Source organism: Diaphorobacter sp. HDW4A (assembly GCF_011305995.1).
In the GTDB taxonomy this organism is placed as follows: domain Bacteria; phylum Pseudomonadota; class Gammaproteobacteria; order Burkholderiales; family Burkholderiaceae_C; genus Diaphorobacter_A.
In genome coordinates, this window is sequence record NZ_CP049910.1 from 756,906 (window position 1) to 780,495 (window position 23,590).

Annotated in this window: 23 protein-coding genes; 17 read left to right on the forward strand and 6 right to left on the reverse strand. The window is 61.6% G+C overall.

Annotation, left to right across the window (positions count from 1 at the left end; all coding sequences use genetic code 11):
- Positions 1-58: 58 nt before the first annotated feature.
- The 3 genes from mhpD to G7047_RS03385 all read right to left on the reverse strand — a co-directional run bounded on the left by mhpD (position 59) and on the right by G7047_RS03385 (position 3,674).
- Positions 59-856 carry a 2-keto-4-pentenoate hydratase gene (mhpD, locus tag G7047_RS03375; protein ID WP_166300719.1) on the reverse strand — a complete coding sequence of 266 codons (798 nt, stop codon included), beginning with the start codon at positions 854-856 and terminating at the stop codon, positions 59-61.
- A gap of 71 nt (positions 857-927) precedes the next feature.
- Positions 928-1,902: a 3-carboxyethylcatechol 2,3-dioxygenase gene (locus tag G7047_RS03380; RefSeq protein ID WP_166300721.1), complete on the reverse strand. Its 975-nt coding sequence runs from the start codon at positions 1,900-1,902 to the stop codon at positions 928-930.
- Complete coding sequence (locus G7047_RS03385; protein ID WP_166300724.1) at positions 1,899-3,674, reverse strand: bifunctional 3-(3-hydroxy-phenyl)propionate/3-hydroxycinnamic acid hydroxylase; 1,776 nt, start codon at positions 3,672-3,674, stop codon at positions 1,899-1,901. The genes G7047_RS03380 and G7047_RS03385 overlap by 4 nt, the downstream gene beginning before the upstream one ends.
- A 131-nt stretch (positions 3,675-3,805) precedes the next feature.
- Here G7047_RS03385 and G7047_RS03390 point away from each other — a divergent pair, with 131 nt between their 5' ends.
- The 4 genes from G7047_RS03390 to G7047_RS03405 all read left to right on the forward strand — a co-directional run bounded on the left by G7047_RS03390 (position 3,806) and on the right by G7047_RS03405 (position 8,292).
- Positions 3,806-4,645, forward strand: coding sequence for a DNA-binding transcriptional regulator (locus G7047_RS03390; RefSeq protein WP_166300727.1), 840 nt, complete (start codon positions 3,806-3,808; stop codon positions 4,643-4,645).
- A gap of 172 nt (positions 4,646-4,817) precedes the next feature.
- On the forward strand, positions 4,818-5,486 hold the full coding sequence (locus G7047_RS03395) for a GntR family transcriptional regulator (protein WP_166300730.1): 669 nt from the start codon (positions 4,818-4,820) through the stop codon (positions 5,484-5,486).
- Positions 5,483-6,940, forward strand: a complete 1,458-nt coding sequence (locus G7047_RS03400; RefSeq protein WP_166300734.1) for a malonyl-CoA decarboxylase — start codon at positions 5,483-5,485, stop codon at positions 6,938-6,940. Before G7047_RS03395 ends, G7047_RS03400 begins: the two co-directional genes overlap by 4 nt.
- Positions 6,941-7,299: 359 nt before the next feature.
- Complete coding sequence (locus tag G7047_RS03405; protein ID WP_371813876.1) at positions 7,300-8,292, forward strand: Bug family tripartite tricarboxylate transporter substrate binding protein; 993 nt, start codon at positions 7,300-7,302, stop codon at positions 8,290-8,292.
- A gap of 229 nt (positions 8,293-8,521) precedes the next feature.
- Here G7047_RS03405 and G7047_RS03410 read toward each other — a convergent pair whose 3' ends face one another.
- Positions 8,522-9,199 (reverse strand): GntR family transcriptional regulator, encoded by a 678-nt coding sequence (locus tag G7047_RS03410; RefSeq protein ID WP_166300740.1) that lies wholly within the window; start codon positions 9,197-9,199, stop codon positions 8,522-8,524.
- Positions 9,200-9,287: 88 nt separating this feature from the next.
- Here G7047_RS03410 and G7047_RS03415 point away from each other — a divergent pair, with 88 nt between their 5' ends.
- The 4 genes from G7047_RS03415 to G7047_RS03430 are packed head-to-tail and all read left to right on the forward strand — an operon-like array spanning position 9,288 to position 13,830.
- Complete coding sequence (locus G7047_RS03415) at positions 9,288-10,037, forward strand: enoyl-CoA hydratase/isomerase family protein (RefSeq protein WP_166300743.1); 750 nt, start codon at positions 9,288-9,290, stop codon at positions 10,035-10,037.
- 46 nt (positions 10,038-10,083) lie between these two features.
- A complete protein-coding gene (locus G7047_RS03420; RefSeq protein WP_166300746.1) occupies positions 10,084-11,067 on the forward strand; it encodes a tripartite tricarboxylate transporter substrate binding protein in 984 nt (327 codons plus the stop codon).
- The gene (locus G7047_RS03425; protein WP_166300750.1) at positions 11,064-12,230 is read left to right on the forward strand and encodes a CaiB/BaiF CoA-transferase family protein; all 1,167 of its coding nucleotides are present in this window, start codon (positions 11,064-11,066) and stop codon (positions 12,228-12,230) included. Before G7047_RS03420 ends, G7047_RS03425 begins: the two co-directional genes overlap by 4 nt.
- A gap of 43 nt (positions 12,231-12,273) precedes the next feature.
- Positions 12,274-13,830 (forward strand): malonyl-CoA synthase, encoded by a 1,557-nt coding sequence (locus tag G7047_RS03430; RefSeq protein ID WP_166300755.1) that lies wholly within the window; start codon positions 12,274-12,276, stop codon positions 13,828-13,830.
- An 18-nt stretch (positions 13,831-13,848) separates the two neighbouring features.
- On the opposite strand, the gene G7047_RS03435 is transcribed toward G7047_RS03430, so the two are convergent.
- On the reverse strand, positions 13,849-14,472 hold the full coding sequence (locus tag G7047_RS03435) for an FMN-binding negative transcriptional regulator (protein WP_166300757.1): 624 nt from the start codon (positions 14,470-14,472) through the stop codon (positions 13,849-13,851).
- A gap of 188 nt (positions 14,473-14,660) precedes the next feature.
- Entirely contained in the window at positions 14,661-15,104 is a 444-nt protein-coding gene (locus tag G7047_RS03440) for a universal stress protein (RefSeq protein WP_166300760.1), read from the reverse strand.
- A 169-nt stretch (positions 15,105-15,273) separates the two neighbouring features.
- Here G7047_RS03440 and G7047_RS03445 point away from each other — a divergent pair, with 169 nt between their 5' ends.
- From G7047_RS03445 to G7047_RS03485, 9 genes are all read left to right on the forward strand, one after another.
- The gene (locus G7047_RS03445; protein WP_166300763.1) at positions 15,274-17,706 is read left to right on the forward strand and encodes a cation-translocating P-type ATPase; all 2,433 of its coding nucleotides are present in this window, start codon (positions 15,274-15,276) and stop codon (positions 17,704-17,706) included.
- Positions 17,706-17,843: a cbb3-type cytochrome oxidase assembly protein CcoS gene (gene ccoS, locus G7047_RS03450; RefSeq protein WP_166300767.1), complete on the forward strand. Its 138-nt coding sequence runs from the start codon at positions 17,706-17,708 to the stop codon at positions 17,841-17,843. The genes G7047_RS03445 and ccoS overlap by 1 nt, the downstream gene beginning before the upstream one ends.
- Before the next feature lie 63 nt (positions 17,844-17,906).
- Complete coding sequence (gene ccoN, locus G7047_RS03455) at positions 17,907-19,349, forward strand: cytochrome-c oxidase, cbb3-type subunit I (RefSeq protein ID WP_166300770.1); 1,443 nt, start codon at positions 17,907-17,909, stop codon at positions 19,347-19,349.
- 15 nt (positions 19,350-19,364) lie between these two features.
- The gene (gene ccoO / locus G7047_RS03460; protein ID WP_166300773.1) at positions 19,365-19,997 is read left to right on the forward strand and encodes a cytochrome-c oxidase, cbb3-type subunit II; all 633 of its coding nucleotides are present in this window, start codon (positions 19,365-19,367) and stop codon (positions 19,995-19,997) included.
- 18 nt (positions 19,998-20,015) lie between these two features.
- Positions 20,016-20,153 carry a CcoQ/FixQ family Cbb3-type cytochrome c oxidase assembly chaperone gene (locus G7047_RS03465; protein ID WP_166300776.1) on the forward strand — a complete coding sequence of 46 codons (138 nt, stop codon included), beginning with the start codon at positions 20,016-20,018 and terminating at the stop codon, positions 20,151-20,153.
- A gap of 29 nt (positions 20,154-20,182) precedes the next feature.
- Positions 20,183-21,094: a cytochrome-c oxidase, cbb3-type subunit III gene (gene ccoP / locus G7047_RS03470; RefSeq protein WP_166300779.1), complete on the forward strand. Its 912-nt coding sequence runs from the start codon at positions 20,183-20,185 to the stop codon at positions 21,092-21,094.
- A 116-nt stretch (positions 21,095-21,210) separates the two neighbouring features.
- Positions 21,211-22,656, forward strand: a complete 1,446-nt coding sequence (gene ccoG, locus G7047_RS03475; RefSeq protein ID WP_166300782.1) for a cytochrome c oxidase accessory protein CcoG — start codon at positions 21,211-21,213, stop codon at positions 22,654-22,656.
- 81 nt (positions 22,657-22,737) lie between these two features.
- Positions 22,738-23,052 carry a FixH family protein gene (locus G7047_RS03480; protein ID WP_166300785.1) on the forward strand — a complete coding sequence of 105 codons (315 nt, stop codon included), beginning with the start codon at positions 22,738-22,740 and terminating at the stop codon, positions 23,050-23,052.
- Between the two features lie 157 nt (positions 23,053-23,209).
- A complete protein-coding gene (locus G7047_RS03485; protein ID WP_166311851.1) occupies positions 23,210-23,497 on the forward strand; it encodes a hypothetical protein in 288 nt (95 codons plus the stop codon).
- The last annotated feature ends 93 nt before the right edge of the window (positions 23,498-23,590 follow it).

Consider the following 23,590-nt stretch of genomic DNA (forward strand, 5'->3'; position numbering starts at 1 on the left):
TCCGTGGTCTTCTGGAATGGACGTTTGAACGTCCTGTTGAGAACGAGAAAGTGCTTGCTTACTGACCGAATTGCGCGCGCACGCTGCCCACGCCGGTGATGCGTGCTTCGAAGCGGTCACCCGCCTGCACCGGCACCATCGGGCCGAGCGCGCCGGTCAGCACCAGATCGCCTGCGCGCAGCGGCGTGCCGAGGCTCGCGAGCTTGCGGGCCAGCCAGACGCTGGCGTTGAGCGGATGGCCGAGGCAGGCTGCGCCGTTGCCGTTGGAGACGATGTCTGTGTCGGTGTTGGCGCCGCGCGTCATCGTCATTTCGCAGAGCTTGAGATCAAGCGCGTTGAGCTTGGTGGGTACGCCGCCGAGCACGACGAGGCCGCTCGATGCGTTGTCGGCGACGGTGTCGATAAAGCGGATGTTCCAGTTGGCGATGCGGCTGCCCACGATCTCGATGGCGGGGAGCACGTAAGCCGTGGCGTTGATCACGTCGACCAACGTGGCGTCAACCAGATCGAGGTCGCGCTCGAGCACCAGCGCGACCTCGGCCTCGACCTTGGGCTGCAGCGTGCGCGCGAGCGGGATGGGCTCGTCGTCGCCATAGATCATGTCGGCAAACAGCGTGCCGAAATCGGGTTGGTCAACGCCGAGCTGCTTTTGCACGGCGAGCGAGGTCAGGCCGATCTTGCGGCCGACGATGCGGCGGCCCTGCGATTGCGCGTGTCGCACGTTGGCGAGCTGCACGGCGTAGGCCGTCTCGTTGTCCGTGATTTCGTCGCGCATTGGCGCGATGGGCGCTGCGTTGGCTTCTGCCTCGCGAAGGCGTTCGGCCCAGCGTTCTATGTCTTGGGTTGGAGCGTTCATGGAGTGTTGAAGGGGTTGGTTGAACGGTGGGGTTGAACTCAGCTGTTTCTCAGCTGTTTTTCGTCAAATTTTTAGTTTTTGGTGTGCATGAACATCACCCCGTAGCCTGCGATCAGTGCGGGCATGCAGCGGTATGTCTGAAGCGGGCAGGGCAACTCGGTATCCAGCGGCAAGGCGCTGCGGGCCACTAGCCAGGTCTTGGATTCGTGCGCGGAATTGCCGGCCTGCTGCGAGATCGATTCCTCGCTCATCGCGCAGAGCGCATCGAGCTCGCCGCTCGCCATGGCCTGCATCCAGTTTCGATCCCACTCGGGGTTGAGCGGCTTCATCCAGTCGTCACCATTGGCGAGCGCCATGCCTGCGGCTTTCACGCGCTCGGTCTTGGCGTCGCGCTCTTGCTGCGTAGGCATGCGCTTGTTGGTGATGCGCTCGCGGATGGCGGGGTCGGGGTGCTCCATGGTGGGTACTGGTGGTTCGTGCGACAGGCCGCCCGAGCCGATCAGCAGGGTGCGCTCGGGCAGGGTGTCGAGAAATTGGCCGATGCTCTGGCCCAGCGTGCGGCAGCGCGAGAGGCGCGCGATGCTGGGTTGGGAGACCGAGTTCACGAAGATCGGGATCACCGGCGGCGTCTTCATCTCGTCGTCCCACAGGAACTGCAGTGCCTGAGAGAAGCCGTGATCGACCAGCATGCGGCGCGACACCGCCATGTCGAAGTTGTCGTCCATCAGGTGTTTAGCGAGGGCGAGTGCCTTGTCCTGTGCGACGTTGAGCGGGCCTGCAGGCGACAGGTAGTCGCCCACGGCGGTGGCCTCGGAGCCGATGCAGAAGGGAGGCATCAGCTCGTTGAAGAAGCCGTTGTAGTGGTCTGGGCCGATCAGCACAATCAACTCGGGTTCGAACTCGTGCACGAACGTGCGCGCGGCACTCACGGCGACGTCGATGGCCATCTGGTCCTCATCGTCGATGGGGTTGAGTCCCAGCAGCGGCGAATGCGACATGCCCAGAAACGCGCGGCTTGCGCGGCGTGCGGAGGAAGCGTAGGTCATGCCAGTACCTCCATGCGAGCGTGCAGAGCCTGCGCGAGTTGTTGTGTCACGTCGGACACTTCCTGGGGCGAGGCGAGTGCGGCCACGAAGCGATCGGGGCGTATGAACACGATCGATTTGGTCTGCGTGCTGAACCAGTCCTTGATGCGACCCTGCGCATCGCCGAGGGTGATTACGCCATCGTTGGTTGCTGATGCGTGCTGGAGTTGAACGGTCGGCATGACGCGGATGAAGCGTGCGCCGAGGCGTTGCCAGAACTCGCGTGCCGACGCGTCCATGCCGTAGCTTGGATCCGTGCCCCACGCGATGATGGCAAAGCGCAGACCGATCACGTCGTCGAGACGCACGGTTTCGCCGGACGTGGTGGTCATGCGCGGCTGGATGAACATGCGGCCGATGGGGCTGGGTTCGGGCACCTGCAGGCCGTGCACGAGGCGACCGACCAGCGATTCCTTCTTCTCTGCCATCAGGCCGAGCAAGCGGCTCATCGGCGTATTGCCGGAGCCGTCCAGCAAGCCGCCGAATGGCATCTTTGCGCCACGGTTGCTGGTGGCAGTCTGGTGCAGCACCACACCCTGTTCGTAGCGTGGCATGGGCTTGAAACGCATCTCGGCGAAATACTGCTTGACGGGCGGAAGCACGTTGAGCGCCAGCATGGCGGTGTCGCGCACCTTGGCGACGGTGTGGCTTTCGGGCGCGAAGATATCGCCCGCCACTTCAGAGAGATGGATCATGCTGCGCGCATGGGCGCGGCGTTCCTGCTCGTAGGTGTCGAGCAGTGCGGCATCGGCTTGGCCTTTGACGACCATGGCGAGTTTCCATGCCAGATTGCCCGCGTCGCGCATGCCGCTGTTGTAGCCCTGACCTTGCCACACCGGCATGATGTGTGCGGCGTCGCCAGCCAGCAGCACGCGGCCCGAACGAAAGCGTGCGGCCAGGCGCGCGTTGTGGGTGTAGACGCGCTTTCGGATGTAGTCGACCTTGTCCGGATCGGCGACGACCTTGCGCATGAGTGCTGCCAGGTTTTCCGGCTTGGACAGTTCTTCCTCTGTCTCGCCCGGCATCACCATGAACTCGAAACGGCGGATGCCGTGCGGCAGAGCGGCCGAGACGTAGGGGCGCTCGGGATCGCAGTGCATGTCGATGTGCGGAGTGCCGAGCGGATCGTTGCGCACGTCCACCACGATCCACTGATTGGGCTTGGTGCGGCCCTCGTAGGGGATGTTGAGCGTGCGACGAACCAAACTGTTGCCGCCGTCGCAGGCGACCAGGTAGCGTGCGGATGCGGTGCGCTGTTGGCCGGTCTCGTTCTGCACGACGACCTCCACGCCAGCATCGGTCTGCGAGAACCGTTGCAACTCATGCCCGAACAGCACCTCCACATGCGCGAAGCGCTTGAGGCCCTGAAAGAGAATTTCGTCCACTTGCGGCTGGATGAACGCATTGCGGCGGGACCAGCCGAATTCGTCGGTGCGTGGTTCGATCGACGCGAAGCACTGACCGCTGGCTGTGTAGAAGCGCATCCAGTGATCGGGTGTGATGTGGGCCTGCACCTGATCGGCCAGACCGGCTGCTTGCAATGTGCGCAATGCCTCGTCGTCGATGCCGATGGCGCGCGGATAGTCGATCACCTGATCGAGCTTTTCGACCACCAGCACGCTGACGCCGGCGATGCCGAGGGTGTTGGCGATGGTCAAACCCACCGGACCCGCGCCGACGATGATCACGTCGTGAGAGTCGGATGCATGCTGTCTCGTTGGGGTGGCTGTCATGAGGCGTCTCCGTGAGAAATATCAGTGAAAGGCGATAAGCTTTGATAATTCTCAAGGCGTGCCGGTACACTGAGAACTGCGTGCACTAGGTGCACATAAACCTTCGAGCTAACCCTTAAGACGAGTCTTGCATGTCTACACGACGCGGGATTTCAGCCTCCTTTGCGGACGCTGACTACAAGGAGGTGCGCAGCCTCTCGCGCGGGCTTCAGGTGCTGCAGGCGCTGAACCGTGCACCCGGTGGAATCGCATCGACCACTGAATTGGCGCAAACCTGCGGCGTGCACCGGACCACGGTCAAGCGCTTGCTGGAGACCTTGCGCGCCGATGGGTTCGTGCGGCGCGGCGAGAAGGAGGGACAGTACTACCTGACCTTTGCCGTGCGCAGTCTGAGCGAGGGCTTTGTGCATGACGACTGGGTCGAGCAGGTTGCGCTGCCGTTGATGCGGGCGGCCTTGCCGGACCTGATGTGGCCCTGCGATCTGGGCGCGCTCGAGGGAGGCTTTATGGTGGTGCGCGAAAGCACGCACCGCTTCAGTCTGTTGTCGCAGCACCGCGGAATGATTGGAGAGAAGCTACCGCTGTTCTTCACCGCCATGGGCCGAGCCTATCTGGCGGCCTGTTCGGAGGCGGAACTGGAAGGGTTGCTCGCGCTGCTCATGCAGCGCGACGATCCAGTGGGTGCGATGGCGCGCGACCGCGCCGCGGTCGACATGCTGATCTCCGAAACGCGTGCGCGAGGCTATGCGGTGAACGATGGCGACTGGGAGAGGGAGGCCGCCGTCGGGGCCATCGCTGTGCCCATTCTGTGTGCGCATCGATTGGTGGGCGGCATCAACCTGATCTTCCCGCGTGCGGCCGTGTCGTCCAGCGAGCTCGAAAGCCGCTATTTGCCGCGTCTCAAGCGTCTGGCGGCGCGCATTGGAAAAGACATGCAACCGTGGTTGCAAGGCAGTGACGAGTCTGCGTGAATACCCGAGTGGCATTGATCGTCGCATTTGTTCATAATTATGGAAAATTACACATGCGAATGCATTTTGTCATCCGTTGACGACCGATGTCGGCAGGATGGTGGGCTCTCGCGTTGTATATGAATGTGCCGATTGATGTTCTGGTCACGGGTCCGGACTGTTTGAGGTAGCCATGCGCACGCTTATCAACTCCATGCACGATCAGGTCGCAGAACGATTGCGAGCGCTGATCTTCGACGGAACGCTCGCCCCCGGCAGCTTTCTGGACGAGGTGCGGCTGTGTGAGCGGCTGGAGATTTCACGCACACCGCTGCGCGAAGCCCTCAAGGTGCTGGTGGCCGAGGGGCTGGCCCGGCACGAGCCGCGTCGTGGTTGCTTTGTGGCGCTGATCACTGAGCGCGATGTGGACGAGATCTTTCCGGTGATCGGTTTGCTCGAAGGGCGTGCCGCCTACGAGGCAACGCAGAACGCGACCGAGGCCGACATCAATGCGCTTGAGCTGCTGCATGAGCGCCTTCAGCGCCACGCCGACGCGGGCAGCATCAACGAATATTACGCGGCCAATCTGGCCATCCACGAAGCCTTCATCACGCTGGCCGACAACCGCTGGCTCGCGCAGAGCATTGGCGATCTGCGCAAGATCCTGCGCCTCGCGCGGTTGCAGCAGTTGCATGCGCCGGGTCGGCTCGACAACAGTCTTTCTGAGCATCTGGCCGTGTTCGCTGCGCTCAAGAGCCGCAACCCCGACGCAGCCGAGCAGGCCATGCGCAACCACCTTTTTGCCCAACGAGAGGCGCTGCGCGAGCTGGCACGTCTCCATTCTTCCCGGATCGCCCTATGAATGCCGCTACTACCTGGTTGTCTCGCAACGTCGCTCGTCTTATTGGCGGTGATTCGAAAGCATCTGACGCTTCCTCCGAAAAGGGAGCCGGCAAGGACACAGGCGCGCTGCGCTCGACCCATGACCGGCTCGAGGCCACGCTGAGGCGCGGCGCAGAGGCGTTGTCGCCGCGTGCGCTCAGGCGCGTGCTGGCTGATTTGCAGGAGGTGGTCGCGCCGCGTGTGAGCGAGGTGGAGGGTGGTCGTCGCGCTGAAGCCGTTGCCGCCTGGTATGCCGAAGCCACGCCCGAGGAGCGCCACGATCTGTGGCTGCTGATGTGCGAGCAGTTCACGCCCGACGCCACGCGCGTGAAGAACGCGCAGCAGAAGTACGAGGCCGCCGTAGGCACGCCCGATGCGCCGCAAGCAGAGGCCCAGTTGCGCCGCGTGCTGACCTCTCCGCGCACGCGGCTGCTGCAGCGGTTTGCGGTGTTTCCGAGTGGCATGCGGTTTCTGGTCGATCTGCGTGCGGAACTGCTGCCGCATCTCAAGGGTGACAAGCGCCTGATGCCGCTTGAGGCGGAGCTCGAGCAGCTCTTCGCGACCTGGTTCGATGTGGCGTTTCTGGACCTGAAGCGCCTGTCCTGGGACTCGCCCGCGTCGTTGATCGAGAAGCTCATCAAATACGAGGCGGTGCACGATATCCGCAGCTGGGCCGATCTCAAGAACCGACTCGACAGCGACCGCCGCTGCTATGGGTTCTTCCATCCGCGTCTGCCCAATGAGCCGCTGATCTTCGTGGAGGTGGCGCTGGTCACCGACATGTCGCCCAGCATCACGCCGCTGCTCGACGAATCTGCAGAGGCCGCCGATCTCAGCAAGGCGACGACCGCGATCTTCTATTCGATCAGCAACACGCAGACGGGTCTGCGTGGCGTGAGCTTTGGCGATTCGTTGATCAAGCATGTGGTGGAGACGCTCACGGCGGAGTTTCCCAAGCTCAAGCGCTTTGCGACGCTGTCGCCGATTCCGGGCTTCCGCTCGTGGTTGAACAAGAACTGTGCGCAGCAGCTCGACCTGCTGGACGAGAAACGGCTGGCTGATCTGGGGCGCGCGGTCGGCTTTGAGCCGCCGCAGTCCGCCCATGTGCTGGCTGCCACTGATGCGCATGCGCTCGAGCTCGATGCCAAGTCGCCCGTGCGCCAGTTCGTCACCGAATGCGCGGCCCGTTATCTGGGGCGCGGTATGGTGGACGACAAGCCGCTCGATCCGGTCGCTCGCTTTCACTTGGGCAACGGCGCTCGCGTCGAACGGCTGAATTGGGCGGGTGATCCGTCGTCCAAGGGCATGAAGCAGTCGTTCGGGATGATGGTGAATTACCTCTACGACCTCAAGAAGCTGGACAAGCACCGCAGCCAGCTGCACGAGGGACGTGTTCCCGTCTCGAGCGAGATCGATGCGCTGTGCCGTGACTGAGGAATTCTGTAGAGATCACGAATGGAATTAGAGCATTTGCTGCAACCGCGCAACAGGTGCACGTCTTTGAGCTGAACGCAGGAGAGTCGACAACACCATTTCATTTTCTTCGGGAAAGCCCGTGGATGTTGGATGCTGATGTGAACCTTGGTTTGTCAATAGCAAAAGCGATTGACTACAAATGTTCACATTTGCGGATCATTGAGGGTCTACCCATTTTGCGTGTGCGTCTCCAAATCGTGTGCCGCACGCACCATCCATCCAATCGAGAAGAACGAGGAGATAGAACAACCATGCCAGGCAACAACGCATTCCAGGCAGGCGCAACCGTGGGCGAAGCGGCGGTCGCGCAAGGCAATATGCAACGACGTGATGTGCTGCGTGCCGCAAGCGCGGCAGGCTTGATGATGGCCGGAGCAGGCCGCAGCTTCGCAGCCGATCCAGCGGCATCCGGTTGGCCAAGCAAGCCGGTGACCGTGGTTGTACCATTCCCGGCAGGTGGTGGCACGGATGCCTTTGCGCGTCCGTTGGCTGCGCAATTCTCCAAATCCACCGGCAAGGCACTGATCATCGACAACCGGGGTGGCGCAGGCGGTACCGTGGGCGCGAGCATCGCGGCCAAGCTGCCGCACGATGGCTACGGCCTGTTCATGGGCGCGGTGCACCATGCGATCGCACCGTCGATGTATCCCAAGCTTGACTACGACATCGAGAAGGACTTTGTGCCCCTTGCGCTGTTGGCCAAGGTGCCGCAGGTCGTCGTGGTCAATCCGCGCAACGTGACCGCCAGGGACTTCAACGAGTTCCTCGCGATGCTCAAGGCCAAGCCCGGCAAATACAACTACGGCTCAGCGGGCTCCGGCACTTCGCACCATCTGGCGGGCGAACTGTTCAAGCTGCAGACCAATACCTTCATCACGCACATTCCCTACCGTGGGGCGGGTCCGGCGCTGCAGGATCTGATCGGCGGCAATGTCGACATGATGTTTGACGGTCTGGGATCTTCCGCCGCACACATCAAGGGCGGCCGCATCAAGCCGATGCTGGTCTCGGGCACCAAACGCAACCCCGCGCTGCCCGACGTGCCCTGCGCTGCCGAAATGGGTCTGCCCGACTACACGGTGTCCACCTGGTACGGCCTCTGGGCTCCCAAGGGCACATCGCCGGAAATGGCGGCGCGCATCGTCGAGGAGTTCAACAAACTCGGTCAGGCCGACGAAGTGAAGGCTGCGTGGGCCAGCAACGGCGCGGAGTTTGGTGGACTGTCGTCGCAGGATTTCGGCAAGATGGTCAGCGCCGAAGTCAAGCGTTGGGCGCAAGTAGTCAAGGCTTCCGGCGCCAAGCTGGAGTAACTGCTTCTCAACCACACGCGCGCGCTCTACGAAGCCTTGCGGCTTCGGTTGGGTGTGGCTACCCTTGGTGAGACGGAAATACAGCCCCTTATCCTTTGTTGCGCAGCCTTGCCGTATCGACATACTGTCTGCGGCTGCGCGTCGCGGCTAAGGGGCTGTCTTTCCGCTGTGGTTGTGGATCGAGATGCATTGACGTTGATGACGTTGCTGTCCTGGACCGCTCCACCAATCACACCTTGCGCTTGCGTCGTTTTGACTGAATGGTCTGCTGCGGCACGGGCGCTGCCAGCACCATGTCGGCAAACGCGCGTCCGCCTGCCGAGATATGGTTACGCATGGCCTCCGCTGCTCCCTCGCTGTCTCCGTTGATGATGGCCGTGACCACCGCTTCGTGTTCGGCCTGCGAGCGCAGCAGGCGTTCGGGCTTTTCGAACATTTTTCCGCGATAGGGCGCCACGCGCAGGCGTGCCTCTCGGGTTTGTTCGACGATGAAGGCATTTCCACTGGATTGATATATCAGATCGTGCAGCTGCACGTTGGCCTGCTCGTAGCCAATAGAATCCGCCGCCTGGGCGCAGGCACGGGTGTCTTCCAGCGCCTGTCTGAGGCGCTCCTTCTGGTCGTTGTTGATACGGTTGGCGGCCAGCCGCGCGACCACGCCCTCGAGTTCACCCACGCCTTCCATCATCGCGATCAGCTCGCGGGTTTCCAGCTGGCGCACATAGATGCCGGCGCGCGGCAGGATGCTGATCATGCCTTTGGCGGAGAGCAGCAGTAGCGCTTCCCGCACGGGTGTACGCGAGGCCTGGAAGCGCTCGCAGAGCTCCTGCTCATCGATGGGGTCGCCGGGCAATAGTGCGCCGCTGCGCAGGTCTTGCTCCAGCGCCAGCCGAATCCGGTCCTGCATGCTTGACAGACCTAGGGTTTTCTCTGTATGTGCGATATGCTGGCTCATTTTCTAATATTAGATATATCTGTTGAAGCTAATGATACACATGACGCCCGAGTTGCACCTGCAAAATCACGTTGCCACCATCACGCTGAGAAGGCCCGATGTCGCCAACCGCCTTGCGCCCGAAGATCTGCCTATCATCATTTCCCACGTCGAGAAGATCAATGCGTCCGACGATGTGCGGGTGCTGGTGCTGCGCAGCGAAGGCAAGTACTTTTGCAGTGGTTATGATATATCAGAGGTTCAGAACAGTCAGGAAAAGGGCAGCAGCTTTGGTGAGATGGTGGATGCCATCGAACAGTGCCGTGCGGTGACCATCGCCGTGGTGCATGGCGGCGTCTACGGTGGCGCGACCGATATGGCGTTGGCCTGCGATTTCCGCGTGGGAGCGAATGGAGCGGAGATGTTCATGCCCGCCGCGCGCCTCGGGCTGCATTTCTATCAGGCGGGGCTGGAGCGCTATGTCACCCGCCTCGGGCTCGACACGGCCAAGCGCCTGTTCCTCACCTGCGAGCGGCTGGCGGCCGATGAGATGAAGGCCTGCGGCTTTCTCACGCATCTGGTCCAGCCGGACGCGCTCGAGACCACCGTCACCACGCTGACCGACACGCTGAGCGCGATGGCGCCGCTGCCGCTTTTCGGCATGAAGAAACACCTGAACCTGATCGCACGCGGTCAGCACGACGCCGACGCGATTGCGCGCGACGTATTCAAGACCGTTCATTCGGACGATTTGAAAGAGGGCGGCACCGCCTGGCGCGAAAAGCGCAAACCGGTCTTCAAAGGGCGCTGAGGACATCTCACGCTCGAAGACACACTACCAAAACGGAGACAAAACCATGAAGTTGAAGACTGCCCTTGCGGCGGCAATGACCGCGCTCGTCTGTACCTCTGCGCTGGCGCAGGGTGCTGCCTATCCCAATCGCCCGATCACGCTGCTGGTGGGCTTTCCGCCGGGTGGCGGGGCGGATGCGGTGGCGCGCATCGTGAGTGAAAAGATGGGGCGCGCGCTCAATCAGTCCATCGTGGTGGACAACAGGCCCGGAGCGGGCACGACCATCGCGTCCGATCTGGTGGCGCGTGCGCAGGCCGATGGCTACACGTTGCTGCTGGGCAGCTCCAACCTCTACGGCTCCGATCAGTTGCTCTACAAGAGCGCGCGCTATGACGGCGTGAAGAGCTTCACGCCCATCGCGCGCTGGGCCAAATCGCCGATGCTGCTCGCGGTGAAGAAGGACTTCCCCGAAAAGAGCGTCAAGGGACTGATCGAACTGGCACGTAAAGAGCCGGGCAAGCTGACCTATGCCTCGTCCGGCACGGGCGTGGTCACGCATCTGGCGGGCGCGTCGTTTTCGCACGCGGCGAGCATCGACATGCTGCATGTGCCGTTCAAGGGCGGCGCACCATCGATTCAGGCGGTGGGCGCGGGCGATGTGGACATGACCTTCGGCACTCCGCCCTCGGTGCTGCCGATGGCGCAGGGCGGCAAGCTGCGACTGGTGGCGGTGACCACGGCGGATCGTTCGCCACTGTTTCCCGATCTGCCGAGCATGAAGGAATCGGGTATCAACGATTTTGACTTCAGCATCTGGTTCGGCCTCTACGGCCCGGCCAATCTACCAGCCGATGTGGTCAAGAAGCTCAATGACGCCACCGCACAGGCGCTCAACGATCCCGACGTGAAGGCCAAGTTGGAGAAGCAGGGCAATGTCGCATGGCCGACGGGCTCGCCCGAGGAATTCAAGGCCTGGGCCATCGACGACGGCAAGAAGTACAAGACCATTACCGAAAATTCAGGTGCGGTTGCAGGAGTAGGCAAGTGAACCAGTCTGCAGTGGATTTGCCCCTTTCGGGCGTGACGGTGATCGACCTCACCCGAGTGCTGGCCGGGCCCATGTGCACCCAGACGCTGGGTGATCTCGGGGCGCGCGTGATCAAGGTCGAGCAGCCTGGCGTGGGCGACGACTCGCGCGCCATCGGGCCGTTTGTGGATGGCACATCGGCGTACTTCATGTCGGTGAACCGGAACAAGGAATCGATTGCGCTGAACCTCAAGGCTGACGCGGATCGCGAGATCTTCGAGCGCCTGCTTGCCAAGGCCGATGTGCTGGTCGAGAACTACCGCCCCGGCACGATGGAGAAGCTGGGCTACGACTGGGAGGAGCTGCATGCGCGCTTTCCCCGGCTGATTCTGGTGTCGATCTCGGGCTTCGGCCAGACCGGGCCGTATCGCGAGAAGCCCGCTTACGACATGGTGGTGCAGGCGATGAGCGGCATGATGAGCGTGACCGGCACGGCTGACTCCGGCCCGTGCCGCGTGGGTGTGTCTATTGGCGATCTGGGCGCGGGGCTGTATGCGGTGATCGGCACCCAGTCGGCGCTGCTGCGCCGGGCGCGCACGGGGCAGGGCGAGCGGGTGGACGTGTCCATGCTGGACTGCCAGATTGCGCTGCTCGAGAATCCGGTTGCGCGGCTGTCGGCGACGGGCAGCGTGCCGGGGCCCATCGGCTCGCGGCATCCGTCGATGGCGCCGTTCGACGTCTACGCCGCGCAGGACGGCTGGTTCGTGATCGCGGTGGGCAGCGATGCGCTGTTCAGGACGCTGTGCGGGCTGATCGAGCGGCCTGCGCTGGCCGACGCCCCGCGTTTTGCCTCGAACACCGAGCGCTGCAAGCATCAAGCCGAGCTGAAGGCGCTGCTTGAAGAACGCCTCGTGCAGGAGCCGCGCGCGCACTGGCTCCGTATTTTCTCTGACCACGGTGTGCCCACAGGTGAATATCATTCGGTGGCTGAAGCGGTCGCGCATCCGCAGATTGCGGCCCGCGGCATGATTGCGAGCGTGCAGGCGCCGAGTGGCGCCGCGCTGCAGGTGGCGTCGAATCCGCTGGTGGCGAGCTTTGGCGCCGATTCCACGGTGCGGCGCAATCCGCCAGCGCTGGATGGCGACCGCGAACGCATACTGCAAGATTTTGTGGATGCGGCCTGATGTGCCAGTTTGAGTGAGTTTTTCCGGAAGTGAGCTTTTGACGATGTCCAACAACAACCTGTTTTCCGCGCTGCGCGCAGCGTTTCCCGCCAACCTCGACGAGGTCGCCATCGAGGCTGCATCGCCGCGCGGCGAGCCGCTGAACTACACATGGCGCGACCTCGACAGCGCGAGCGCCCGCATCGCCAACATGCTCGATTCGCTGCATCTGCCTGAAGGCAGCCGCGTGGCGGTGCAGGTCGAAAAATCGGTCGAGGCGGTGCTGCTGTATCTGGCCACATTGCGCTCGGGTTATGTGTTTCTCCCGCTGAACACTGCGTATCAGAGTGCTGAGATCGAGTACTTCGTCGGCAATGCCGAGCCTGCCGTCGTGGTGTGCACGCCGAACAATTTCGGCTGGGTGTCCAAGATCGCGTTCAAGGCCGGTTGTGAATATGTCTTCACGCTCGGCGAGGACCGCAACGGCACGCTGCTTGAGCGCTCCACGCATTTCGGCGACAAGCACCAGCCGGTCGAGAGGCTGGCCGACGATTTGGCTGCGATTCTCTACACCAGCGGGACCACCGGCCGCAGCAAGGGGGCGATGCTCACCCATGGAAATCTGCTGTCCAACGCGGTGATGCTCAAGGATTACTGGGGTTTCAAGCAGGGCGACGTGCTGATCCACGCACTGCCGATCTTCCACGTGCACGGTCTGTTCGTGGCGATTCACGGCGCGCTGATCAACGGTAGCAAGATGATCTGGATGTCCAAGTTCGACCCCAAGGCCGTCATCGCCGCCATGCCGCGCGCGACGGTCTTCATGGGCGTGCCGACGCTGTATGTGCGCATGCTGGCCGAGTCCACGTTGACCAAGGCGCAGGCCAGCCACATGCGGCTGTTCATCGCCGGTTCCGCGCCGCTGCTCATCGAGACCTTCAAGGAGTGGCAGGACCGCACGGGCTTCACCATTCTCGAGCGCTACGGCATGAGCGAGACCATCATGCTGACATCTAACCCTTACGCCGCTGATGCACGCTACGGCAACCAGCACGAGCGCCGTGGCGCGACGGTGGGCTTTCCGCTGCCCGGCGTGGGCCTGCGCGTGGTGGATGACGCGGGCGCGGCGCTGCCGAAGGGTGAGATCGGCAACATCCAGGTGCAGGGCCCGAACGTGTTCAAGGGCTACTGGCGCATGCCCGAGAAAACCAAGGAAGAGTTCAGCGCCGACGGCTGGTTCAAGACCGGCGACGTGGGCAAGGTCGACGAGCGCGACTATGTGAGCATCGTCGGCCGCAGCAAGGACCTGATCATCAGCGGCGGCTACAACGTCTACCCGGCCGAGATTGAAGGCTACATCAACGACATGCCGGGCGTCGCCGAAAGTGCGCTGGTCGGCGTGCCGCATCCGGACTTCGGCGAAGTCGGCATCGCGGTAATCATTGCCAAGCCAGGCGTGACACTGGACGGCGAGGAAATCATCGCCAAGCTCAAGTCACAACTCGCGAACTTCAAGATTCCCAAACGCTGCTTCATCACCACCGAACTGCCACGCAACACCATGGGCAAGGTGCAGAAGAACCTGCTGCGCGATCAGCACAAGGGCTTGTTCGCGCGCTGACTCGTCGGTCTAGTGTGATCACTTGGCGGGGCGCATCAGCTCCGCCAGTTCCGTTTCTCCACGTGCCTGCAGCGCATCTGCGGCACCCACCAGATCACGCGTCTCGCGGTTCTGGCTCAGCTTGGATTTTCCCGTCAGCGCGGTGATCGCGATCTCGATGCCGACAATGTTCTGCAGCATGCCGTTGATGAAATCAGGCGCGGAATCGCCCATCTTCCATGGCTTAGGCTCGGCGGCCTCGTGTTTGCGCGTGAGCAGGGCGACGACGCGGCGCACGAACTTTTCATCGTCGCGGATCGTCAGCACGCCGTGCGCGTGCACCACTTCGTAGTTCCAAGTCGGCACGAGCCGATGGGTCTCATGCTTGCTCGGGTACCAGTTGGGCGAGATGTAGGACTCGGCGCCGCGAAAGATCACCATCACTGGCGTGCCTGTGGGGCAGCGCTGCCATACGGGATTCGCGCGGGCGACGTGGGCGATCAACTGGCCGTGCTTGCCCACGGCGGGATCGAACTCGAACGGCAGATGGTCGGCATCGAGTTGGCCATTTGCATGCGTGACCAGCGTGCCGAGCGGGTGCTCGCGGATGACACGCTGCAGTTGCTCGGGGCGGCTTTCGGCGAAGTGGGCGGGGATATACATGGGGCTTGCGTTCCGGAGTGGGCGTCGTTTTCAGGTGGACTGTCGCAGAAACGTGGCCGGGTCAAAAGAGCCAGCCCTGCCTATTTTGACGGGTCCACGCTCAAGCACCTTGATCGGCTCTACGCCCATCGTGCTTCCATGAAAAAAAGGCAGCACGTGGCTGCCTTTGGTCGAATGCCCTGAAACGCTCAGCGAAGTACGAGCACCGGAATGTGCGAGTGCGTCAGCACATGCTGGGTTTCGCTGCCCAGCAGCACGCGCTTGATGCCCTTGCGGCCGTGGGAGGCCATGACGATCAGGTCGCAGTTGTTCTTGGTGGCAGCGGAGATGATGCTCTCGGCGATCAGCTCGGACTTGGCGACGACGGACTTCACCGAGATGCCTTGTTCGGTGCCCAGCTTCTTGATTTCGCCCAGTTCGGCCAAAGCCGCGTCACTCCAGCGCTGCTCGACCTGCTTGACCTCGTCACGGTTCAGCGGCGCGCTGCCCTCGAAGTAGCTGCGGGGATAGCGCGGCACCACCTTCAGGGCCACGATGGATGCGCCACACAGCGCCGCAAGGCCGAGGCCGGATTCGACAGCCTTGTCGGACAGAGGAGAGCCGTCAGTGGCTATCAGGATGCGCTTGTACATAGAGAACCTCCTTGAGAGTATCCGCGGCCAAAAAGTCGCAGGATCATTGATAAATCAGTGAGCACTGTTGCTTGCAACGGCTTGTTAACTGAAGCATAGGTGCGAGCAGGGCCTGGACTCTTGATTCAAGTCAAATTGCATTGGGGGCTTGAGATTTATCTTTCGTCCTATGTCAATCAGCAACTCCAATAAGCAGGCGATAGTGCAAGATTTTTCGTCTTTGCAGGCCCCAGTGTCCGGGGCTGCTGAAACGGATGCACATGTCACGCTGCTGGATGACCCCGAGGAGTGGGGCTCCTTCGGACGGGAGCTGCCGACGACGGGCCTCTGGGAGTCGTTTGTCGTGCTCGATGGCATGCATTGCGCGGCCTGCGCACTCTCGATCGAGGATGCGCTCAAGCAGGTTCCTGGGGTGCTGGAGGTTGATGTGAGCGCAGCCACCCACCGTGCGCGCGTGGTGTGGAATCCTGCCCAGGTCTTGCCGTCGCAATGGATGGCCGCCGTGCGCAAGGCCGGTTACCGCAGTCTGCCCGCGATGGACGCGCTGATGCGCGAGCAGCGCCTGCGCGAAAGCCGCCGCGCGCTCTGGCGCTGGCTGGTGGCGGGTTTTTGCATGATGCAGGTGATGATGTACGCGTGGCCTGCATATCAGGCGACGCCGGGGGATCTCTCGCAGGAGATGGAGACGCTGCTGCGCTGGGCCTCATGGGTGATCAGCGTGCCCGTCATGTTCTTTGCGTGCGGCCCGTTCTTCTCGAGCGCGCTGCGAGACATTCGCGAGCGCCGCGTGAGCATGGATCTGCCGGTGGCGCTCGGCATGTTGATCACCTTTGTGGTGAGCACGCTCGGCACGTTCGATCCCAATGGGCCTTTCGGTGCCGAGGTCTATTTCGACTCGCTCACCATGTTCGTGTTTTTCCTGCTGTCGGGCAGGTTGCTGGAGCTGCGCCTGCGTGATCGCACGGCGGGCGCGCTGGAGGCCGTGGCCAACCGCTTGCCGGACAGTGTTGAGCGCAAAGATGCCATCACCGGCGAATTCGTGCGGGTGACTACGCGGCGGCTAAAGTTGGGCGACACCGTGCGCGTGCTGCCGGGCGAGGCCTTCCCCGCCGATGGGCGCATCATTGTGGGCGAGACGCAGGCCGATGAGGCGCTCTTGACCGGCGAGTCTCGCCCCGTGAGCAAGCCGCTTGGCGCCGGTGTTTGCGCCGGCAGCTACAACTTGCGCGCGGCGGTCGAAATGCGGGTGGAGCAGATGGGCGATGGCACGCGCTTTGCGCAAGTCGTTGCGCTGATGGAGAACGCATCGCTGCAGAAGCCGCGCCTCGCGCAATTGGCCGACAAGGTGGCGCGTCCGTTTCTGATCGGCGTGATGCTGGCGGCGCTCGCTGCCGCCATCTGGTGGTGGCCGACCAGCCCGAGCCATGCGGCGATGGTGGCGGTAGCGGTGCTGATCGTCACCTGTCCTTGTGCGCTCTCGCTGGCGACGCCGGTTTCCATGCTCACCGCTGCCGGAACTCTGGCGCGCAACGGCGTGTTGGTGCGCAATCTGCAAGGGCTGGAGTCGCTCGCCTTGGTGGACACCGTGGTGTTCGACAAGACAGGAACGCTGACGCGCGACGGGTTGTCGGTGCTTTCCACGCAGGAGTTTGCGAACGCTGGCGTCCCGTGGCCGCTGGCGCTGGCTGTTGCGCTGGCGCGCCAGTCGCTGCATCCGGTGTCGCGCGCGGTGGTTGGGTTCGGCAGCGAGCGGGCGGCATCGACCGAAGTGGACAAGTGGGTGCTGGAGTCGGTGCAGGAAGTGTCCGGAGCGGGCGTGATGGCGGTTGCGAGACATCCTGCTTTTCCAGATCAAACGCTGAATGTGAAGCTCGGCTCCGCGAGGTTTTCCGATGCTGCTCCGCGCGAGGACGGCATGCAGGAGGTAGTGCTTTCGCTCGAAGTGCAGGGCGTGCGAAGTGTGGCACTGCGCTTTGAACTCTGCGAGGACCTGCGCTCGGAATCGACGGCGGTGATCGCAGCTCTTCAGCGCGAGCGCATTCATGTCGAACTGCTGTCGGGTGACAACGCGGCGGTGGTGCAACGTGTGGCAGGGCAGGTCGGCATTGCCGATGCGCATGGCGACTGCACGCCGCAGGACAAGCTCGCGAGGTTGCGGGAACTGCAGGCCGAAGGCAAGCATGTCGCGATGGTGGGTGACGGCCTCAACGATGGCCCCGTGCTCGCGGGCGCGCATGTGTCGTTCGCCTTCGGCCGCTCGGTGCCGCTCGCGCAATCTCGCGCCGATTTCGTCGTCATGGGCGATCAGCTTGAGCTGGTCTGGCAGTCACTCTTGCTCGCACGTCGCACTATGCGCGTCGTGCGCCAGAACCTGCTGTGGTCGGCGATCTACAACGCCATCTGCGTGCCGCTTGCGATTGCCGGTTATATGCCTGCATGGCTTGCCGGATTGGGTATGGCTGCGAGCTCGCTGCTGGTGGTGCTCAATGCCGCGCGACTGGCTCGCGCGCCTGGGCTGGTCGCCGTTCGCGAGACCACTTCCGCTTCTTCCTTCAACAGGCCAGCCGCACGGGTGGCCGCACTCGCCACGGAGTCGATCTGATGGACATCCTCTACCTGCTCATACCGCTTTCCGTGGTGCTTGTTCTGATCGTTCTCGGCGGACTTTGGTGGGCTGTTTATCGCGGCCAGTTCGAGAATGTAGATCAAGAAGCTGAACGAATTTTGAAAGACGGTTGATGTGCGTCAACGCCCAAAAGTTGACGCTGTTTCAAACTGATACCGCTATATAAGAGGTACTCGATGGAATCGCAAAAAGCAGGTGTATCGCACTACAACGACACTGTTGTGCGGCAGTTTTCTATCATGGCCGTCGTGTGGGGGGTGGTGGGGATGTTGGTGGGCGTGATCATCGCCGCCCAACTGACCTGGCCAGAACTCAACTTCGGCATTCCGTGGCTGAGCTATGGTCGTCTACGGCCTTTGCACACCAACGCGGTGATTTTCGCGTTCGGTGGTTGCGGCTTGTTTGCCACAAGCTATTACGTTGTTCAACGTACTTGTCAGACCCGGTTGTTCTGCGCGCCGCTAGCGGCGTTCACGTTCTGGGGTTGGCAACTGGTGATCGTCGCGGCGGCCATCTCGCTGCCGTTGGGCTACACCTCCGGCAAGGAATACGCCGAGCTGGAGTGGCCCATCGACATCCTGATCGCACTGGTCTGGGTCGCCTATGCCATCGTATTCTTCGGAACCGTGGGTATGCGCAAGGTCAAGCACATCTACGTCGCCAACTGGTTTTTCGGTGCCTTCATTCTTGCCGTGGCGCTGCTGCACATCGTCAACAGCGCGGCCATTCCGGCAGGCTGGATGAAGAGCTACTCGGCCTATGCCGGCGTGCAGGATGCCATGGTGCAATGGTGGTACGGTCACAATGCCGTGGGTTTTTTCCTGACCACGGGCTTCCTCGGCATGATGTACTACTTCGTGCCCAAGCAAGCCGGTCGTCCGGTGTACAGCTATCGACTGTCCATCGTTCACTTCTGGGCGCTGATCTTCACCTACATGTGGGCGGGTCCGCACCATCTGCACTACACCGCGCTGCCTGACTGGACCCAGTCCGTGGGCATGGTGTTCTCGCTGATTCTTCTGGCTCCGAGCTGGGGCGGCATGATCAACGGCATGATGACGCTGTCCGGCGCATGGCACAAGCTGCGCGACGACCCCGTGCTGCGCTTCCTGATCGTCTCGCTGTCGTTCTACGGCATGTCGACCTTCGAAGGTCCGATGATGTCCATCAAGACTGTCAACGCACTGAGCCACTACACCGACTGGACCATTGGTCACGTGCATTCCGGCGCTCTGGGCTGGGTGGGCCTGATCACCATGGGCTCGCTGTACTACCTCATCCCGCGCCTGTTCGGCCGTGGATCCAAGATGTACTCGACCAAGGCCATCGAACTGCACTTCTGGATGGCGACCATCGGCATCGTGCTGTACATCGCCGCGATGTGGATCGCCGGTGTGATGCAGGGCCTGATGTGGCGCGCCATGAATCCGGACGGCACGCTGACCTACACCTTTGTCGAAAGCGTGAAGGCGACCTATCCCTTCTATGCCGTCCGTCTGCTCGGCGGTCTGCTGTATCTCGGCGGCATGGTGGTGATGGCCTGGAACGTCTGGATGACAGCGATCTCCGGTCGCTCGGTCAATGTGAGCATTCCCGCCGCGAACGCAGCGCACGCCTGATAGTGGAGTAATTGAATGTCTGAAGCTCAAAACAAGGCTACGACCGGCTTTTCTCACGAAAAGATCGAGACCAACAATTTCCTGATGATCGTCCTGATCCTGTTGGTGATCGCCATCGGTGGATTGACGGAAATTGTTCCGCTGTTCTTTCAGAAGTCCACCACGGTGGCAGTGGAGGGCGTGAAGCCCTACACGGCGGTGCAACTGATTGGACGTGACATCTACATTCGCGAGGGTTGCTACAACTGTCACTCGCAGATGATCCGTCCATTCCGTGCCGAGACGCTGCGCTACGGCCACTACTCGGTGGCGGGTGAGTTTGTCTACGACCATCCGTTCCAGTGGGGCTCCAAGCGCACAGGTCCTGACTTGCACCGCGTGGGCGGCAAGTACAGCGACGAATGGCATCGCATTCACCTGAACAATCCTCGTGACGTGGTGCCCGAGTCCAACATGCCGGCCTACCCATGGCTGGAAAAGACCGTGGTGGATGCAAGCGTTGCCGCACCGCGCATGAACGCGCTGCGCAAGGTGGGCGTGCCCTACACGGACGAAGAAGTCCAGGGCGCTGCCGAGCAGCTCAAGGGCAAGACCGAGCTGGATGCGCTGGTCGCATACCTGCAGGTCATGGGCCGTGCATTGAAGTAAGGAAAGAAGGAGAAAACCATGGACATTTCGACCATGCGCAGCGTCGCCACCGTGGCATCGCTGATCTGCTTTGTGGGTATCTGGGTCTGGGCCTGGCGTCGCGCCAACAAGAACCGGTTTGACGAAGCAGCCCAACTTCCCTTCATCGAGGACTGAGGTCCTCTCAAAGAACAAAGAGAAATCCCATGAGTGACTTCACCAGTAATTTCTGGTCGATCTACGTGGCAGGCATCACCGTTGTCGGCATTCTTGCCTGTCTGCTGCTGCTCATCTTCACCGCCAGGAAGAAGGTGGTATCGGCCAGCGACAACACCACAGGCCATGTCTGGGACGAGGACCTGACCGAGATGAACAACCCGTTGCCTCGTTGGTGGATGTGGTTGTTCGTCATCACCATCGTCTTCGGGCTGGCCTATTTGGCCGCGTATCCCGGTCTGGGCGCATTCAGCGGCAAGCTGAACTGGACGCAGAAGGGCGAGTACGAGGCCGAAGTGCAGAAGACCAACGAGCAGTGGGCTCCTCAGTACGCGCGTTTCGGCTCGATGTCCATCGAGCAGATGGCGGGCGACAAGTCGGCCATGGCCATTGGTGACCGCTTGTTCATGAACAACTGCGCGCAGTGCCACGGCTCGGACGCGCACGGCAGCAAGGGCTTCCCGAACCTGGCCGACGGTGACTGGCTGCACGGCGGTGCGCCTGATCAGATCTACAAGACCATTCACGATGGTCGTATGGGCGTGATGGCTCCCGTGGCCGCTGCGGTCGGTGGTTCCGATGATGTCCGCAATCTCGCACACTACGTGCTGAGTCTGTCGGGCAGCCCAAGCGATTCCATCAAGGCCGCTCTCGGCAAGCCCAAGTTCGCGGTCTGCGCGGCCTGTCACGGCATGGACGGCAAGGGCAATCAGGCGCTGGGCGCTCCGAACCTGACCGACGATGTCTGGCTGCACGGCTATGGCGAAGACGCCATTGTCGCGATGATTACCAAGGGCAAGATGAACGAAATGCCCGCACAGAAGGACAAGCTCACCGAAGACCAGATCAAGGTGCTGGCGGCCTATGTGTGGGGCCTGTCGAACAAGTCGGCTGCGCAGTAATTGCGCTGAAAAGAAAATGAAGAACAACGCCGGCCAGTCCTTCACAAGAGGACGGCTGGCGTTGTCGCTTCAAGAGTCGGATAGATAGAACTACAACTTCCACGAAGATAGAGATCATGGCGTCAGAAGATGGTGACAACGCTCCAAAACGGGTCATTCCAATAACTCCAGTGTCCGAGGCGGAGCAGCTCGAAAGTGTTTCTCTTTACGAGGCGCACAAGAAGATCTATGCCCGCTCGATCAGCGGCGTGTTCGCGCGTTGGCGCTGGCTGCTGGTGTTCCTGACGCAGGCGTTCTTCTATCTCGTGCCCTGGTTCCAATGGGGTGAGCGCCAGATGGTGCTCTTCGATCTGGATGCCCGGCGCTTCTATCTGTTCGGGCTGGTGCTCTATCCGCAGGACTTCATTTATCTCACTGGTTTGCTGATCATCTCGGCTCTGTCGCTGTTCCTGTTCACGGCGGTGGCTGGGCGTCTGTGGTGTGGCTTCGCCTGTCCGCAGACGGTCTACACTGAGCTTTTCATGTGGATCGAGCACAAGGTCGAAGGTGATCGCAGCGCGCGTATGCGTCTGGATCGCGGCGGCTGGACCTTCGAGAAGATCTGGAAGAAGATCACAAAGCAGACCGTCTGGATCGCACTCGCGCTCTGGACCGGCTTCACTTTCGTGGGCTATTTCGTGCCGATCCGCGAACTGGGTGCTGAACTGCTCGCCCTGCATGGCACATGGCAGTTGTTCTGGGTGCTGTTCTATGCGTTCGCGACCTATGGCAATGCGGGCTACATGCGCGAGCAGGTCTGCATGTACATGTGCCCATACGCACGTTTTCAAAGTGCGATGTTCGATAAGGACACACTGATCGTTGGCTACGACGCGGAGCGTGGCGAGCCGCGCGCGCCCCGTACCCGCAAGGTGGACCACAAGAGCAAGGGCTTGGGCGATTGCATCGACTGCAGCATGTGCGTTCAGGTCTGCCCGACCGGAATCGATATTCGCAATGGGCTGCAGTATCAATGCATCGGCTGTGGCCTGTGCATCGACGCTTGCAACTCCGTAATGGACAAAATGGAGTATCCGCGCGGCCTCATCCGCCTGAGCACGCAGAACGGTATCGCGAACAAGCTCACGCAGTCGCAGATGTTCAAACGCGTGCTGCGTCCACGTGTGCTGTTGTACAGCACGGTGCTGGTGAGCCTGTGCATCGCAATGATGGTGAGCCTCATTGGCAGAACGCCGCTGAAGGTCGACGTGGTGCGTGACCGAGCAGCGCTTTCGCGCATTGTGGCGGGAGGCAAGCTCGAGAACGTATATCGCTTGCAGATCATGAATGCCACTGAAAGTCAGCGCAGCTATCACATCAGCGCGACTGGATTGGACGGCATTATGGCGATCGCCGATCCCGATCTGACCGTTGGGCCGGCGGAATCCAAGTGGGTGCTGGTGCGTCTGCAGATTCCATACGGCACCGCGGCGGCAGGTTCTCACAAGGTCATGTTCGAAGTGGCTGCACAGGAGGATGGTGCCAAGGTGAATGAAAAATCGGTCTTCCTGGTGCCGCGTTGACGCGGCAGGAAGAAGTTGGCTAGTGAAACTGTGTGGATGGCGCAAGGCAACCAGCGTCATTCACGAAGAGAAGGAACCTCAATGAACACGCAAAGCACGACTCCTGAAATTTTGGACACGGCTCAGTGCCAGCCCCCTGCATTGCCATGGTGGCGTCATGCGCATGTCTGGTTGATCATCTCCGGACCGGCCATCGTCGTCGTAGCGGGCTTCGTCACCCTGTGGTTGGCCATTCGCACGCCGGACCCCGTGGTGGAGGAAGACTATTACCAGCGCGGCTTGAAGATCAACGAGACGCTGCGTCAGCAGCACAGTGATCGCAGCATGTTGCCCGCAGTGAAGGGGCGCAACCACGCCGCGACGGAGGACGATTCCATGCATCAGACGGATCGGTGATTTGCCGATTTTTTGGTGTCAGGGCTTGCGCTATGTACACGCGCAAAGGGCGATGCTAACGTTCTTGGCATGTGAAGAACGATGCAGGCCGCATGAACAGCATGTCGCGGCATCGGACACCGAACTTAAGCAATTCAAAGCACAGGGAGACTACGCGATGAAAGCCCAACGACTCATGTGGATTACATGGCCCGCCTTTCTCATGGCGGGCGTGATGGAGATGTTTGTTTTTGCCTTTGTGGATCCGCAGGCACTGGAGTGGTTCAATGAGCCGTTGAACATGTCGAGGCAAGGCGTCTACACCATTGCCTTCTTCGCGTTCTGGGCCATCATCATGGCGGCAAGCGGGTTGACCACCTTGCTGTCACTGTCGCCATTCGAGGTCAACCGATGCCCCGTTCCCTGCGATGAACGCCCAGCAGACTGCGCGAAGTTTTCAACCTGAAATTTTGACCAGAGTATTCAAGGTCCAGAGCACTCTCGGCCGCAGCCTTCAGAGGAGGGTGGCAGCGAGTCAGTTACCCGTGGCGCCATGCGT